Annotated in this window: 12 protein-coding genes and 1 riboswitch; of the genes, 11 read left to right on the forward strand and 1 reads right to left on the reverse strand. The window is 71.0% G+C overall.

The genetic code is table 11. From position 1 onward, the window contains the following. Positions 1-193 precede the first annotated feature (193 nt). The 10 genes from ACFYYR_RS13815 (at position 194) to ACFYYR_RS13860 (ending at position 10,698) form a co-directional block, all read left to right on the forward strand. Complete coding sequence (locus tag ACFYYR_RS13815) at positions 194-802, forward strand: CDP-alcohol phosphatidyltransferase family protein (RefSeq protein WP_388851421.1); 609 nt, start codon at positions 194-196, stop codon at positions 800-802. 135 nt (positions 803-937) lie between these two features. Then, on the forward strand, positions 938-3,433 hold the full coding sequence (locus ACFYYR_RS13820; protein ID WP_388851424.1) for a sugar phosphate nucleotidyltransferase: 2,496 nt from the start codon (positions 938-940) through the stop codon (positions 3,431-3,433). 110 nt (positions 3,434-3,543) lie between these two features. Next, positions 3,544-4,464 carry a DUF881 domain-containing protein gene (locus ACFYYR_RS13825; RefSeq protein WP_388851427.1) on the forward strand — a complete coding sequence of 307 codons (921 nt, stop codon included), beginning with the start codon at positions 3,544-3,546 and terminating at the stop codon, positions 4,462-4,464. After that, positions 4,461-4,793, forward strand: coding sequence for a small basic family protein (locus ACFYYR_RS13830; protein WP_019708255.1), 333 nt, complete (start codon positions 4,461-4,463; stop codon positions 4,791-4,793). Before ACFYYR_RS13825 ends, ACFYYR_RS13830 begins: the two co-directional genes overlap by 4 nt. A 227-nt stretch (positions 4,794-5,020) precedes the next feature. Further along, entirely contained in the window at positions 5,021-6,109 is a 1,089-nt protein-coding gene (locus tag ACFYYR_RS13835; RefSeq protein ID WP_388852485.1) for a DUF881 domain-containing protein, read from the forward strand. Positions 6,110-6,300: 191 nt separating this feature from the next. Continuing rightward, positions 6,301-7,080 (forward strand): FHA domain-containing protein, encoded by a 780-nt coding sequence (locus ACFYYR_RS13840; protein WP_388851430.1) that lies wholly within the window; start codon positions 6,301-6,303, stop codon positions 7,078-7,080. 18 nt (positions 7,081-7,098) lie between these two features. Next, positions 7,099-7,854 (forward strand): MerR family transcriptional regulator, encoded by a 756-nt coding sequence (locus ACFYYR_RS13845; protein WP_388851433.1) that lies wholly within the window; start codon positions 7,099-7,101, stop codon positions 7,852-7,854. Positions 7,855-7,906: 52 nt separating this feature from the next. Continuing rightward, positions 7,907-8,380: a bifunctional nuclease family protein gene (locus tag ACFYYR_RS13850; protein WP_030364453.1), complete on the forward strand. Its 474-nt coding sequence runs from the start codon at positions 7,907-7,909 to the stop codon at positions 8,378-8,380. A 167-nt stretch (positions 8,381-8,547) separates the two neighbouring features. Beyond that, positions 8,548-9,156 (forward strand): MerR family transcriptional regulator, encoded by a 609-nt coding sequence (locus ACFYYR_RS13855; protein WP_388851436.1) that lies wholly within the window; start codon positions 8,548-8,550, stop codon positions 9,154-9,156. Positions 9,157-9,222: 66 nt separating this feature from the next. After that, positions 9,223-10,698, forward strand: a complete 1,476-nt coding sequence (locus ACFYYR_RS13860) for a DNA polymerase IV (RefSeq protein ID WP_388851439.1) — start codon at positions 9,223-9,225, stop codon at positions 10,696-10,698. Here ACFYYR_RS13860 and ACFYYR_RS13865 read toward each other — a convergent pair. Then, the gene (locus ACFYYR_RS13865) at positions 10,662-11,039 is read right to left on the reverse strand and encodes a PRC-barrel domain-containing protein (RefSeq protein ID WP_388851442.1); all 378 of its coding nucleotides are present in this window, start codon (positions 11,037-11,039) and stop codon (positions 10,662-10,664) included. The genes ACFYYR_RS13860 and ACFYYR_RS13865 overlap by 37 nt on opposite strands. A gap of 114 nt (positions 11,040-11,153) precedes the next feature. Continuing rightward, a riboswitch (glycine riboswitch) is annotated at positions 11,154-11,249 on the forward strand. A gap of 188 nt (positions 11,250-11,437) precedes the next feature. On the opposite strand from ACFYYR_RS13865, the gene gcvP reads away from it, so the two are divergent. Then, positions 11,438-14,323, forward strand: coding sequence for an aminomethyl-transferring glycine dehydrogenase (gene gcvP, locus ACFYYR_RS13870; RefSeq protein ID WP_388851445.1), 2,886 nt, complete (start codon positions 11,438-11,440; stop codon positions 14,321-14,323). Positions 14,324-14,378: the final 55 nt, after the last annotated feature.

Raw genomic sequence — 14,378 nt, forward strand, 5'->3', positions numbered from 1 at the left:
GTCGGCCCCCCCCTAAAAATTATTTACTACGGCTCCTACCCCCCCGCCGTCATGGTTCCGGGGACCACGACTTTTTTGTGTTTCCGGGGAGTTTTCCGTATTCGGATGCTCAGACCCCCTCTGTGCACTCCACCGAGCCCGACGGGTAAGGTCGGGGGGCATCGTCGGTCCGTTCCCCCCAGGAGGCACCCGGGTGGAGGTTCAGGAGACACGCGTTCAGACGGACCGTGTCCTCACCATCCCGAACATCCTCAGCATGGCGCGGCTGCTCGGCGTACCGCTCTTCCTGTGGTTGATCCTCCGGCCCGAGTTCGGCGGCCCCCAGAGCGACGGCTGGGCCCTGCTCGTGCTGGCCCTGAGTGGCGTCACCGACTACCTGGACGGCAAGCTCGCTCGCCGCTGGAACCAGATCAGCAAACTGGGCCGGCTCCTCGACCCGGCAGCCGACCGGCTCTACATCCTCTCCACCCTGGCCGGGCTCACCTGGCGGGGGATCCTTCCCTGGTGGCTCACCGGCATCCTCCTCGCCCGTGAGCTGATGCTCCTGGTCATGGTCTGGATCCTCCGCCGTCACGGCTACCCGCCGCCCCAGGTGAACTTTCTCGGCAAGGCGGCGACGTTCAACCTCATGTACGCCTTCCCCTTGCTGCTGCTGAGCGACGGGAGCGGCTGGCTGCCCTCACTCGCTGCTGTCTTCGGCTGGGCATTCGCCGGTTGGGGTACAACCCTGTATTGGTGGGCAGGAATCCTCTACGTGGTGCAGGTCCGCCGTCTTGTCCGGGCGGACACCGCGGCCGGCTGAACCGCCTCATTTCGGCACCACTGCTGTGGCGGCGGTCCTGGCCCGTGAACCGGGTGCCCATGTGCGGGGGCAGTGGGTCATCCGGACGGGTGCGGTCGGGGTGACAGTCATCTCTCCGAGGAGGACGCTTCCGACATGAAGGCCGTCGTGATGGCCGGTGGTGAGGGCACCCGCCTTCGCCCCATGACCTCGAGCATGCCCAAGCCGCTCCTGCCGGTGGCCAACCGGCCGATCATGGAGCATGTGCTGAGGCTGCTCAAGCGGCACGGTCTCACCGAGACCGTGGTGACCGTCCAGTTCCTCGCCTCCCTCGTCAAGAACTATTTCGGCGACGGCGAGGAGCTCGGTATGGAGCTCACCTACGCGAATGAGGAAACGCCACTCGGCACCGCCGGGAGCGTCAAGAATGCCGAGGAAGCGCTGAAGGACGACGCTTTCCTCGTCATTTCCGGGGATGCGCTGACCGACTTCGACCTCACTGAGCTGATCAATTTCCACAAGGAAAAGGGTGCGCTCGTCACGGTGTGCCTGACGCGGGTGCCCAATCCGCTGGAATTCGGCATCACCATCGTCGACGAGAACGGCAAGGTCGAGCGCTTCCTGGAGAAGCCGACCTGGGGCCAGGTCTTCTCGGACACCGTCAACACGGGCATCTACGTCATGGAGCCCGAGGTCTTCGACTACTTCGAGCCCGGCGTCTCCGTGGACTGGTCCGGTGACGTCTTCCCTCAGCTGATGAAGGAGGGCAAGCCGATCTACGGCTATGTCGCCGAGGGCTACTGGGAGGACGTCGGCACCCACGAGAGCTACGTCAAGGCGCAGGCCGATGTGCTCGAGGGCAAGGTGGACGTCGAGCTCGACGGGTTCGAGATCTCGCCCGGCGTCTGGGTCGCCGAGGGAGCCGAGGTCCACCCCGACGCCGCCCTCCGCGGACCGCTGTACATCGGTGACTACGCCAAGATCGAGGCCGGTGCGGAGCTGCGGGAGCACACCGTCGTCGGATCCAATGTCGTGGTGAAGAGCGGTGCCTTCCTGCACCGGGCCGTCGTGCACGACAACGTCTACATCGGCCAGCAGAGCAACCTGCGGGGCTGCGTCGTCGGCAAGAACACCGACATCATGCGGGCCGCCCGCATCGAGGACGGGGCCGTCATCGGCGATGAGTGCCTCGTCGGCGAAGAATCGATCATTCAGGGCAATGTGCGGGTCTACCCGTTCAAGACCATCGAGGCCGGCGCCTTCGTCAACACCTCGGTCATCTGGGAGTCCCGCGGCCAGGCCCACCTCTTCGGTACCCGCGGCGTCTCCGGCATCCTCAACGTCGAGATCACTCCCGAGCTCGCGGTGCGTCTGGCGGGTGCCTATGCGACCACGCTGAAGAAGGGCTCGACGGTCACCACGGCGCGTGATCACTCACGTGGTGCCCGGGCCCTGAAACGAGCCGTCATCTCGGCGCTCCAGGCGAGCGCGATCGATGTCCGGGACCTGGAGAACGTGCCGCTGCCCGTGGCCCGGCAGCAGACGGCGCGCGGCAGTGCCGGCGGCATCATGGTCCGGACCTCACCGGGCGTCCCGGACTGCGTCGACATCATGTTCTTCGACGAGCGCGGCGCCGACCTCTCCCAGGCCGGCCAGCGCAAGCTCGACCGGGTCTACGCCCGGCAGGAGTACCGGCGCGCCTTCCCCGGCGAGATCGGCGACCTGCGGTTCCCCGCCAGCGTCTTCGACTCCTACACCGGGACCCTGCTGCGGGACGTGGACACCGCGGGCGTCGAGGAGGCCGGACTCAAGATCGTCGTGGACGCCTCCAACGGCAGCGCGGGCCTCGTCCTGCCCAGCCTGCTCGGAAGGCTGGGCGTGGACTCCCTGACCATCAACCCCGGACTGGACGAGTCCCGGCCCACGGAGACCGCCGAGACCCGGCGGGCCGGGCTGGTGCGGCTGGGCGAGATCGTCGCCTCCGCCCGCGCCGCGTTCGGCGTCCGCTTCGACCCGGTGGGCGAGCGGCTCTCCCTCGTCGACGAGCGCGGCCGGATCATCGAGGACGACCGTGCGCTGCTGGTCATGCTCGACCTGGTCGCCGCCGAGCGGCGGAGCGGCCGGGTGGCGCTGCCGGTGACCACCACCCGGATCGCCGAGCAGGTCGCGGCGTACCACGGCACCCAGGTGGAGTGGACGACCACCTCGCCGGACGACCTGACCCGGGTCGGCCGCGACGAGGCGACGATCTTCGGCGGCGACGGGCGTGGCGGCTTCATCGTGCCCGAGTTCAGCAGCGTCTTCGACGGAACGGCCGCCTTCGTCCGGCTGCTCGGTCTGGTGGCGCGCACCCAGCTGACGCTCAGTCAGATCGATGCCCGGATTCCGCGGGCCCACGTCCAGCGGCGGGACCTGGCCACCCCGTGGGCGGTCAAGGGACTCGTCATGCGCAGTGTGGTCGAGGCGGCGGGTGACCGGTCCGTCGACACCACGGACGGCGTCCGGGTCGTCGAGGCGGACGGGCGCTGGGTGATGGTGCTGCCCGATCCGTCGGAGGCCGTCACCCATCTGTGGGCCGAGGGCCCCGACGCCACCTCCGCCGAGGCGCTGCTCGACGAGTGGGCCGCGGTCGTCGAGGGCGCCGGCCGCTGAGCCGTTACCGGCCGCCGGCCGCTGTGGGGTACCGTGCCCGCGGTGCCCCACAGCGGCGCGCCGGTGGGGCCATTCGGCGGTAGCAGCCGCGACGTGCGACGATGTGCGGCATGTCGCAGCAGCACCCCGTTCGGAGCACCGCTTCGCCGCCTTCGCGCCCCGACGCCTCGATGTCGCTGCTGACCAACGTGATGGACCACAGCCTCGACGACGGATACGCCGAGGCGGCGGCCCGGCGCAGCGCCGGCAGCGGCAAGGGACTCCCGAAGACACTCCGTGCCAAGCTGGGCCTCGCCGCGGGGCTGGTCCTGGCGGCGGCCGTGGTGACCGTCGGAGCGGCGCAGGCGCAGATATCGGCACCCGCCATCGCCAAGGAACGGCAGGAACTGATCGACCGGATCGAGGCGGAGAACTCGTCCGTCGACAGTCTCCAGAAGAGCGTGGACCGGCTGCGCGACGACGTGGGGGACCGCCAGCGCGAGGCCCTGCTGAAGCACGGTGGGGAGAAGGGCCGGCAGCTCGGTCTGCTGGCCGCCGCCACCCCGGTCCACGGCCCCGGTGTGAAGCTGGTGGTCAACGACGCCAAGAAGGCGGAGTCGAGCGGCGGCGGCCCGCGGGAGAGCAGCGGCTTCTCCGACACGGGGCGGGTGCGCGACCGGGACCTCCAGCGGGTGGTCAACGGCCTCTGGGAGTCCGGGGCGGAGGCGATCGCGGTCAACGGCCAGCGGCTGACCGCCCTCTCGGCGATCCGGGCGGCGGGCGACGCCATACTGGTCGACAACAAGCCGCTGGTGCCGCCGTACACGGTGCTCGCGGTGGGGGACGGGCAGCGCCTGGCGACCACGTTCCAGGACAGTGCCGACGGGCAGTACCTGCACGTGCTGCAGGAGAACTACGGGATCCGGACCAGCATTTCCGCGCAGGAAGAGGTGCGGCTCCCCGCCGCGCCGAGCCTGATCGTGCGTTACGCGGAGCCGGTTGCCGGGGGCGCGGGCAGAAGCGCCGATGACACAGGGAAGGGCACATCGTGATCGCCGTACTGGGCCTCGTCGTAGGAGTCGTGGTGGGACTGCTCGTCCGACCCGAAGTTCCGGCGGTGGTCGAGCCCTATCTGCCCATCGCCGTCGTCGCTGCGCTCGACGCGGTCTTCGGCGGTCTGCGGGCCATGCTGGACGGCATCTTCGACGACAAGGTGTTCGTCGTGTCGTTCCTCTCCAATGTGGTCGTCGCCGCGCTGATCGTGTTCCTCGGTGACAAGCTCGGGGTCGGCGCGCAGCTGTCCACCGGTGTCGTCGTGGTGCTGGGCATCCGCATCTTCTCCAACGCCGCGGCGATCCGCCGGCACGTGTTCCGGGCGTGAGGCCGATGAGCAACGACGAGACGCCGGAGAACCCGAGGACGCCGGACTCCCCGGAGGAGCCCGGAGAGCCGAGGGAGCCGGAGCAGTCGGGTCCGCATGAGGCCGGGGAGACCCAGGAGCCCACCGGGGCCCAGGAGTCCACCGGCGCCCAGGAGCCCACCGGGGCCCAGGAGTCGGAAGAGACTCCGGAGCCGGAGGGGACCCCGCAGGAGCGGGAGACGCCTGAGGTGCCTGAGGCCCCGGAGACGCCGGGAGCGGCGGCCGGGCCGCACCCTCCGGCCCGGGATGCGAAGGACGGCACCGCCGAGGGAGCCGACGCAGGCGCGTCGGAGCCCCCGCGGCGCCCTGGTCCCTCGGAGAGGGGCGACGCGGACCGGCCGCAGCCGAAGCCCCGGCCGACGCCGCAGCCGCGGTCCGGGCCTGGTCCGCAGCCTGCGGAGGGGCCGGCAGCGGGGCCGCAGGGCGGCCCCGGGAGAAGCGGTCCGGGCCCACGCCCGCAGGACGCGTGGGCCGCGGAGCCGGCTGCACCCGAACCAGGCCCCGAACGAGGCTCAGAACCAGGCCCCGAGCCGGGTCGGGAGCAGGGCGAGGAGCCGCTCACCGGCCGCCGGCGGCTGGTCGCGGGGCTCTGGCCGCCGCGGGTCACCCGGGCCCAACTGACCGTCGCCCTGCTGCTGTTCGTCCTCGGGCTGGGTCTGGCCATCCAGGTGAGTTCCACCAGCGACAACAGCGCGCTGCGGGGAGCCCGCCAGGAGGACCTGGTGCGCATCCTGGACGAACTCGACGACCGGACCCAGCGTCTGGAGGACGAGAAACGCCGCCTGGAGAACCAGCGCACCGAGCTGGAGAACAGCTCGGACCAGGCGGAGGAGGCCCGCAAGCAGACGGTCCAGAAGGAGCAGCAGCTCGGCATTCTGGCCGGTACGGTGCGGGCTCAGGGTCCGGGGATCACGGTCACCGTGCGCGACAGCAAGCGTGCGGTGCAGGCGGACATGCTGCTCGACGCGATCCAGGAACTGCGCGCCGCCGGGGCGGAGGCCATCCAGATCAACGGAGTCCGGGTGGTCGCCGACACCTATGTCTCGGATGCCGTGGGAGGGGTGCGGATCGACGGGAAGAGAATCGCCCAGCCGTACCGTTTCAAGGTCATCGGGAAGCCGCAGGATCTCGAACCGGCGCTGAACATCCCCGGTGGGGTGGTGCAGACGCTGGAGAAGGAGCAGGCCACGGTGTCCGTCGAGGCTTCCAGCAAGGTCACGGTGGACGCCTTGCGGCCGGCGAAGCGGCCTGACTACGCTCGGTCGTCCTCGCAGTGACATGTCCGCGCATGGCGGGCACAGGGCGGGGCAAGAGGTTGCGGGGGGTCGGCGTACCAGTGGTGTGGTGTGTGGTGGAAACTGTCTGACGGTCACGGACGTTGTGTGGATGTCCGGGTCGGCCGGTGTGTGCAGCGAGGTTGTTCATCCTGCCCCACGGGCGGGTCTGTTTCGGTCAAGGGGAATCGCCCGTGAAGTTGTTTGGAAAGTTGTTCGGTAAGAGCGCACGTGAGGACGGCGGCAGCGAGGCACGCCACCGCGCGGGGCGCACCGCGGACGAGAGCGCCGCGGGTGAGGAGCGCCCGCTGTTCCGCGACGAGGTCGCGGGCGCCGAGGGCGGTATTTCCGGAGGGCACGGCGCGTCTGCTGTTGACCCTGCGGGTGCGGGCCGCATAGGTTCCCAGGAACCAGCAACCTCAAGTACGGGTGGAGGGTTTGCCGCTTTGCCTGTTTGTGCGAGGTGTGGTCACCGGAACGCGGAGTCCAGCCGGTTCTGCTCCAACTGTGGCGCTCCGCTGCGTGCCGGCGCCCAGCCCGAGCGGCCGTCGGAGACGACGTCCACCATTTCGATCTCGGGCCTGGAGGCCTACGAGTCCGAGAGCACGGGGCAGACGGCGCCGCCGCTCTCCCCCGAGGCGCAGGCCGCGGTCGACGCGCTGCCGATGGGCTCGGCGCTGCTCGTGGTCCGCCGCGGGCCGAATTCGGGCAGCCGCTTCCTGCTGGACGGCGACCTGACCACGGCCGGGCGTCATCCGCAGAGCGACATCTTCCTGGACGACGTGACGGTCTCACGTCGGCACGTGGAGTTCCGCCGCGGTCCGGAGGGCGGGTTCACCGTCTCCGACGTCGGCAGCCTGAACGGCACGTACGTCAACCGGGAGCGGATCGACTCGCTTCCGCTGGCCAACGGCGACGAGGTGCAGATCGGCAAGTACCGTCTCGTCTTCTACGCGAGCCAGCGGGGCGTCTGACCCGTCAGGGAAGGAGCCATGGCGCAGACACCGTCGGGCGGTGCCGGTGCCGGTACCGGCACCGCCACAGCGGCAGGCAGGCTCATGAGCATCGGCGCGGTGCTGAACCGGCTGCGCGAGGAGTTCCCCGAGATCACCATCTCCAAGATCCGTTTCTTGGAGTCGGAGGGGCTCGTCGAGCCGCGCCGCACGCCCTCCGGGTACCGAAAATTCACCCCGGAGGACGTGGAGCGGCTCGGGTACGTCCTGCGCATGCAGCGGGATCTCTACCTGCCGCTGAAGGTCATCCGGGAGCAGCTCGACGCGCTGGCCCGGGGCGAGCGCGTCGAGCTCCCGGCCCCCTCCCGGCCCCGTGAGCTGCTCGACGGGGCGCTGGAGGACTCCGAGGCGGAGAGCACCGCCACCGCGGCCCGTATCGGCCGTGCGGAGCTCCTGGCGGCCGCCGAGGTGGACGAGGGGCGGCTCGCGGAGTGGGAGTCCTACGGCCTGATCGGGCCGGCCGAGGACGGTGTATACGACATCGAGGCGGTCCAGGTCGCCAGGCTCGTCGGCGACCTGGGCCGTTTCGGGCTGGAGCCGCGGCATCTGCGGGTCATGAAGGCCGCCGCCGACCGGGAGGCGGATCTGGTGGAACAGGTGGTGGCGCCGTTGCGGCGGCACCGCAATCCGCAGACGAGGAACCACGCCGAGCAGACCGCGCGGGAGCTGGCGACCCTGTCGGTGCGGCTCCACGCGGCGCTCGTCCAGGCCGCGCTGCGGACCCGTCTGCACTGATGAAGCGGTGCCCGACTACCCAAACCGGCCGGGCACGTCCTAGGGTTACTGTGTGAACGAGCTCGACGTCGTGGGTGTCCGGGTGGAAATGCCCTCCAACCAGCCGATCGTGCTCCTGCGTGAAGTGGGAGGCGATCGGTACCTCCCCATCTGGATCGGTCCCGGGGAGGCCACCGCCATCGCCTTTGCCCAGCAGGGCATGGCCCCGGCCAGGCCGCTGACGCACGACCTGTTCAAGGACGTGCTCGAGGCGGTCGGCCAGCAGCTGACCGAGGTCCGGATCACGGACCTGCGGGAAGGTGTCTTCTACGCCGAACTGGTCTTCGCCAGTGGTGTCGAGGTGAGTGCCAGGCCCTCCGACGCCATAGCGCTGGCGCTGCGCACCGGAACGCCGATCTACGGCAGCGACGGTGTGCTGGACGACGCGGGGATCGCGATCCCGGACGAGCAGGAGGACGAGGTGGAGAAGTTCCGCGAATTCCTCGACCAGATCTCGCCCGAGGACTTCGGATCCAGCAGCCAGTAGCGGCCGTGCGCCGGCGCTTCCGGGCCATCCGGTCAGCCTTTCCCCGAAGAGGGCACGGAAAACCACTCTCAGGGTGATTATCACTCGGCGTGCCGAGTGTGGCGATCGTTGACGCACCCGGGGTCACTGCCTACCGTCGAGAAGGCAGGTCAAGGACGGAGGTCGGCGTGAGAAGCACCGGCGACGGTACAGCGGCGGGCGGCCCTTTTCCGCTCCACGGAGGTGCGGTCGACCCCGCCACCGGGCACACCGCCGCGGCAGCCGCCGTGCCGGGTGAGCCGTCCGACGAGGTCGGTTATCGCGGCCCGACCGCCTGCGCGGCGGCCGGCATCACCTACCGCCAGCTGGACTACTGGGCGCGCACCGGGCTCGTCGAGCCGAGCGTGCGGCCCGCCTACGGCTCCGGCACCCAGCGGTTGTACAGCTTCCGGGACGTCGTCGTCCTGAAGATCGTGAAGCGTTTCCTGGACACCGGCGTCTCGCTGCAGAACATCCGCGCCGCCGTCCAGCACCTGCGGGCCCGTGAGCGGTCCGATCTCGCGCAGATGACGCTGATGAGCGATGGCGCGACGGTCTACGAGTGCTCGTCCCCGGACGAGGTCGTGGACCTGCTCCAGGGCGGTCAGGGCATCTTCGGCATCGCCGTGGGGGTGGTGTGGCGGGACGTGGAGAGCGCCCTGTCCCAGCTCCACGGAGAGCGGATCGACACCGGCGAGACCCTGATCGGGCACAACCCCGCGGACGAGCTCGCCCGCCGCCGGAACCGCGCCGGCTGATCCCGCGGACGCGCCGCGCCGCCCGCCCGTGGGCCGTTGTCAGTGCCGTACGGCAGCATCAGGGGTGTGAGAGGCGCACCGACCATCCTCCATCTCGACATGGATGCCTTCTACGCCGCGGTCGAACAGGCGGCGAAGCCGAGCCTGCGCGGGAAGCCGGTGGTCGTCGGCGGGCTCGGGCCGCGGGGTGTGGTCGCCACCGCGTCCTACGAGGCGCGGGTCTTCGGGGTGCACTCGGCCATGGCGACGGCCCAGGCCCGGCGGCTCTGCCCGAACGCGGCCTATCTGACGCCGCGCTTCTCGCTGTACCGCCAGGTCAGCGACGCCGTCATGGAGCTGCTGCACGGCCTCTCGCCCCTGGTGGAGCCCCTCAGCCTGGACGAGGCGTTCGTCGACCTGGAGGCGGAGGGGGCGGCGGACTCGGAGGCCTCCGCGCGGGCCGTGGGCGAGCGGCTGCGGGCCGACATCAGGGCCGCCACCGGGCTAAGCGGCTCGGTGGGCCTGGCGGGGTCCAAGATGCTGGCCAAGATCGCCTCCGAGCAGGCCAAGCCGGACGGACTGACACTGATAGCCCCGGGCACCGAACGCGAACTGCTGGCACCGCTGACGGTGCGTACCCTGCCGGGCGTCGGCCCGGCCACTGCCGAACACCTGCGCCGGTCCGGCATCCACACGGTCGGGGAGATCGTGGAAGCCGGTGAGGAGGAGATGGTGCGGCTGCTGGGGCGGGCGCACGGCAGCTCGCTCCACACGATGGCGAGCGGGCGGGACGACCGTCCCGTGATCGCCGAGCGGGACGCCAAGTCCGTGTCCGTCGAGGACACCTTCGACGTCGACCTCCACGACCGGGCACAGGTGAGGGCCGAGGTGGTGCGCCTGGCGGAGCGCTGTGTGCAGCGGCTGCGCGCGGCCGGGCGGTCCGGCCGCACGGTCGTCCTCAAGGTGCGGCGGTACGACTTCTCCACGCTGACCCGGTCCGAGACCCAGCGCGGCCCCACCGACGACCCCGCGGTCATCCGGGACGCCGCCGCGCGGCTCCTGGAGCTCGTGGACACCACCGGGGGCGTGCGGCTGCTGGGTGTCGGGGTCACGGGGCTGGCCGACTTCACGCAGGAGGACCTGTTCGCCCAGGCAGCCACGGCCGAGGCCGCCGCTGCGCTGGAGGCGGCCGCGGCCGCCGCGGACGCGGAGCGGGCCGAGGAGTCGCCGACGGGGCCCGCCCCGGTGGCACCGGAGGCCGGGGAGACCGCGGTGGAGCAGACGCGTCGCTGGGCGCCGGGGCACGATGTGCGCCATGCGGAGCTGGGGCCCGGCTGGGTGCAGGGCAGCGGCGTGGGCCGGGTCACCGTGCGGTTCGAACAGCCCTGGTCGGCGCCCGGCCGGGTGCGGACCTTCCCGGTCGACGACCCGGCCCTGGAGCCGTCCGAGCCACTGCCGCTGAAGCCCGGCGGCCCGGGGGAGACCGGTGCCGGGGAGGGCCGGCCGGAGGCGACCGGTGCGGGCGGTCAGTCGTCGTTGCCCGCCAGCCGCCCGAAGTCCTGATCGTCGGGGTCGGGCCCGTCCTCCGGGGACGTGGCGTCGAGCCCGTAGTGGTGGTAGAGCTGCAGCTCCTGCTCCGGCGAGAGGTGGCGGCCGACGCCGAAGTCGGGTGCGCGCTTGATCAGCGCGCGGCGGTAGGGGACGCGCAGGGTGTCGTCGACGATCTCGCTGGGCTCCAGCGGGACGAAGGCGTCACGCCCGAACAGGCCGGTGCGCACCGCGGCCCATTCCGGGAGGCCGGTCGCGTCGTCCAGATACACCTCGTCCACGGTGCCGATTTTCGCTCCGTCGAGGTCGAATGCCTTGCGGCCGATCAGGCTCCGCGGATCGATATCGGTCTGCACGGTCCCTCCCGCTGTTCGCAGATCCTCTACGAGAACTACGAAAGGGCACATTCCGCCCCTCGGCCACTCGAGCGACCGGCCCTGAGAGCCACTGGTACGCTGGCAAATGGCTGCAGACCCCGTGCGGGAGAGTCCTCCAGCAGCAATAGGAGGCGCCGAAGGAGCAAATCCTCCCCGGAATCTCTCAGGCACACGTACCGCACGGACGAGGTCACTCTGGAAAGCAGGGCGGGCATCGGCCGTGTATTGCGCCGGAACCCCTCCTCACCGACGGTGAAAACCGGACCGCCCCGGCGGACCGGTGAAGCTCTCAGGTCGAGATGACAGAGGGGGAGGCCGTCCGGGCACCCGTGCCGTGGTGCCCCTCGCAGGTCGCGTCGACCAGGAGGCCTCCGCAGATGACCGCCGATCGCATCCCACTCTCCCAGCTGGAACGTGGCACTCCCTTCGAGCAGCGCCACATCGGACCCGACAGCGCGGCGCAGGCGAAGATGCTCGCCCAGGTGGGCTACGGCTCCCTGGACGAGCTCACCGCCGCCGCCGTCCCCGACGTGATCAAGAACGCCGGGGAGCTGGACCTGCCGGACGCCCGCACCGAGGCGGAGGTCCTCGCCGAGCTGCGCGGCCTCGCCGAGCGCAACGAGGTGCTGGCGCCGATGATCGGTCTCGGCTACCACGGCACCTTCACCCCGCCGGTGATCCTCCGCAACGTGATGGAGAACCCCGCCTGGTACACGGCGTACACGCCGTACCAGCCGGAGATCTCGCAGGGCCGCCTCGAGGCGCTGCTGAACTTCCAGACCGTCGTCGCGGACCTGACCGGGCTCCCCACCTCGGGCGCCTCGCTGCTCGACGAGGGCACCGCCGCCGCCGAGGCCATGGCGCTGTCCCGCCGGGTCGGCAAGGTGAAGAACGGCGTCTTCCTCATCGACGCCGACTGCCTGCCGCAGACCATCGCCGTCATCGAGACCCGCGCCGAGCCGACGGGTGTCGAGGTCGTCGTCGCCAACCTCTCCGAGGGCATCCCGGCGGACGTCGCCGAGCGCGGTGTCTTCGGTGTGCTGCTCCAGTACCCGGGCGCTTCCGGGCAGGTGCGCGACCTGCGCCCGGTCATCGAGCGGGCCCATGAGCTGGGCGCGATCGTCACGGTCGCCGCCGACCTCCTCGCCCTCACCGTGCTCACCTCGCCCGGCGAGCTCGGCGCGGACATCGCGGTCGGCAACAGCCAGCGGTTCGGCGTTCCCATGGGCTTCGGCGGCCCGCACGCCGGCTTCATGGCGGTGCGCGACACGTTCGCCCGCAGCCTCCCCGGCCGACTGGTCGGGGTCTCCGTCGACGCCGACGGCACCAAGGCGTACCGGCTGGCGCTGCAGACCCGTGAGCAGCACATCCGCCGGGAGAAGGCGACGAGCAACATCTGCACCGCGCAGGTCCTGCTCGCCGTCATGGCCGGGCTGTACGCCGTCTACCACGGTCCGGACGGGCTCGCGGGCATCGCCCGCCGTACCCACCGCTACGCCACGCTGCTCGCGGCGGGCCTGCGGGCCGGGGGTGTGGAGATCGTGCACGGCGCGTACTTCGACACCGTGACCGCCCGGGTGCCGGGCCGCGCCGCCGAGGTCGTGGCCGCTGCCCGCAAGGCCGGGGTCAACCTGCGGCAGGTCGACGCCGACCTCGTCGGCATCGCCTGTGACGAGACCACCCTCCGTGACCAGGTGGCGGCCGTCTGGGGCGCCTTCGGCGTCGAGGCGGACATCGAGGCCCTGGACGCCACGGCGGAGGACACCCTCCCCGCGGCCCTGCTCCGCCGGGACGAGTACCTCACCCACCCGGTGTTCCACCAGCACCGCTCCGAGACCGCGATGCTGCGCTACCTGCGCCGCCTCTCCGACCGGGACTACGCGCTGGACCGCGGAATGATCCCGCTCGGCTCCTGCACCATGAAGCTCAACGCGACCACGGAGATGGAGCCGGTCACCTGGCCGCAGTTCGGGGCGCTGCACCCGTTCGCGCCGGTCGAGCAGGCCGGGGGCTATCTGACCCTCATCCGTGAGCTGGAGGAGCGGCTCGCCGAGGTCACCGGGTACGACAAGGTCTCCCTGCAGCCCAACGCGGGCTCCCAGGGCGAGCTGGCCGGTCTGCTGGCCGTCCGGGCGTACCACCGGGCCAACGGCGATGATCAGCGCACCGTCTGCCTGATCCCCTCCTCGGCGCACGGCACCAATGCCGCCAGCGCCGTGATGGCCGGGATGAAGGTCGTGGTCGTCAAGACCCGCGAGGACGGCGACGTCGACGTCGAGGACCTGCACGCCAAGATCGAGAAGCACGGCGACGAGCTCGCGGTGCTGATGGTGACCTACCCGTCGACGCACGGCGTGTTCGAGGAGCACATCACCGACATCTGCGCGGCCGTGCACGACGCGGGCGGCCAGGTCTACGTGGACGGCGCCAACCTCAACGCGCTGGTGGGCCTCGCCAAGCCGGGCCGGTTCGGCTCGGACGTCTCGCACCTGAACCTGCACAAGACGTTCTGCATCCCGCACGGCGGCGGCGGTCCGGGCGTCGGCCCGGTCGGCGTGCGCGCGCATCTGGCGCCGTACCTGCCGAACCACCCGCTCCAGCCGGCCGCCGGACCGGAGACCGGGGTCGGCCCGATCTCCGCCGCGCCGTGGGGCTCCGCCGGAATCCTGCCGATCTCCTGGGCGTACGTCCGGCTGATGGGTGCCGAGGGGCTGCGGCGGGCCACTCAGGTGGCGGTGCTCGGTGCCAACTACATCGCCAAGCGGCTGGAGCCGCACTACCCGGTGCTCTACACCGGTCCGCACGGCCTGGTCGCCCACGAGTGCATCGTGGACCTGCGCCCGCTGACCAAGGCGACCGGGGTCACCGTCGACGACGTCGCCAAGCGGCTCATCGACTACGGCTTCCACGCGCCGACCATGTCGTTCCCGGTGGCCGGGACGCTGATGATCGAGCCGACGGAGAGCGAGGACCTCGTCGAGCTGGACCGCTTCTGCGAGGCGATGATCGCGATCCGCGCGGAGATCGAGCGGGTCGGCTCCGGCGAGTGGCCGGCGGACGACAACCCGCTGCGCAATGCCCCGCACCCGGCGTCCACGCTGGGCGGGGAGTGGGAGCGTCCGTACAGCCGGGAGACGGCGGTCTTCCCGGAGGGTGTCTCGGCGGCGGACAAGTACTGGCCGCCGGTGCGGCGGATCGACGGCGCCTTCGGCGACCGGAACCTGGTCTGCTCGTGCCCGCCGCTGGACGAGTACGACCAGTGAGGCGCTGAACCCCGGGGACGGCTGCCCTGAGAAGGGGCCGTGCCTCGACGGGACT

The sequence above is a fragment of the Streptomyces sp. NPDC001922 genome, from assembly GCF_042891165.1.
Taxonomy (GTDB): Bacteria; Actinomycetota; Actinomycetes; order Streptomycetales; family Streptomycetaceae; genus Streptomyces.

Coding starts and splice junctions, on each gene's coding strand:
- gcvP (WP_388851445.1), top strand. CDS start 11,438: ATGACCGCCGATCGCATCCCACTCTCCCAGCTGGAACGTGGCACTCCC.
- ACFYYR_RS13820 (WP_388851424.1), top strand. CDS start 938: ATGAAGGCCGTCGTGATGGCCGGTGGTGAGGGCACCCGCCTTCGCCCC.
- ACFYYR_RS13845 (WP_388851433.1), top strand. CDS start 7,099: ATGGCGCAGACACCGTCGGGCGGTGCCGGTGCCGGTACCGGCACCGCC.
- ACFYYR_RS13825 (WP_388851427.1), top strand. CDS start 3,544: ATGTCGCAGCAGCACCCCGTTCGGAGCACCGCTTCGCCGCCTTCGCGC.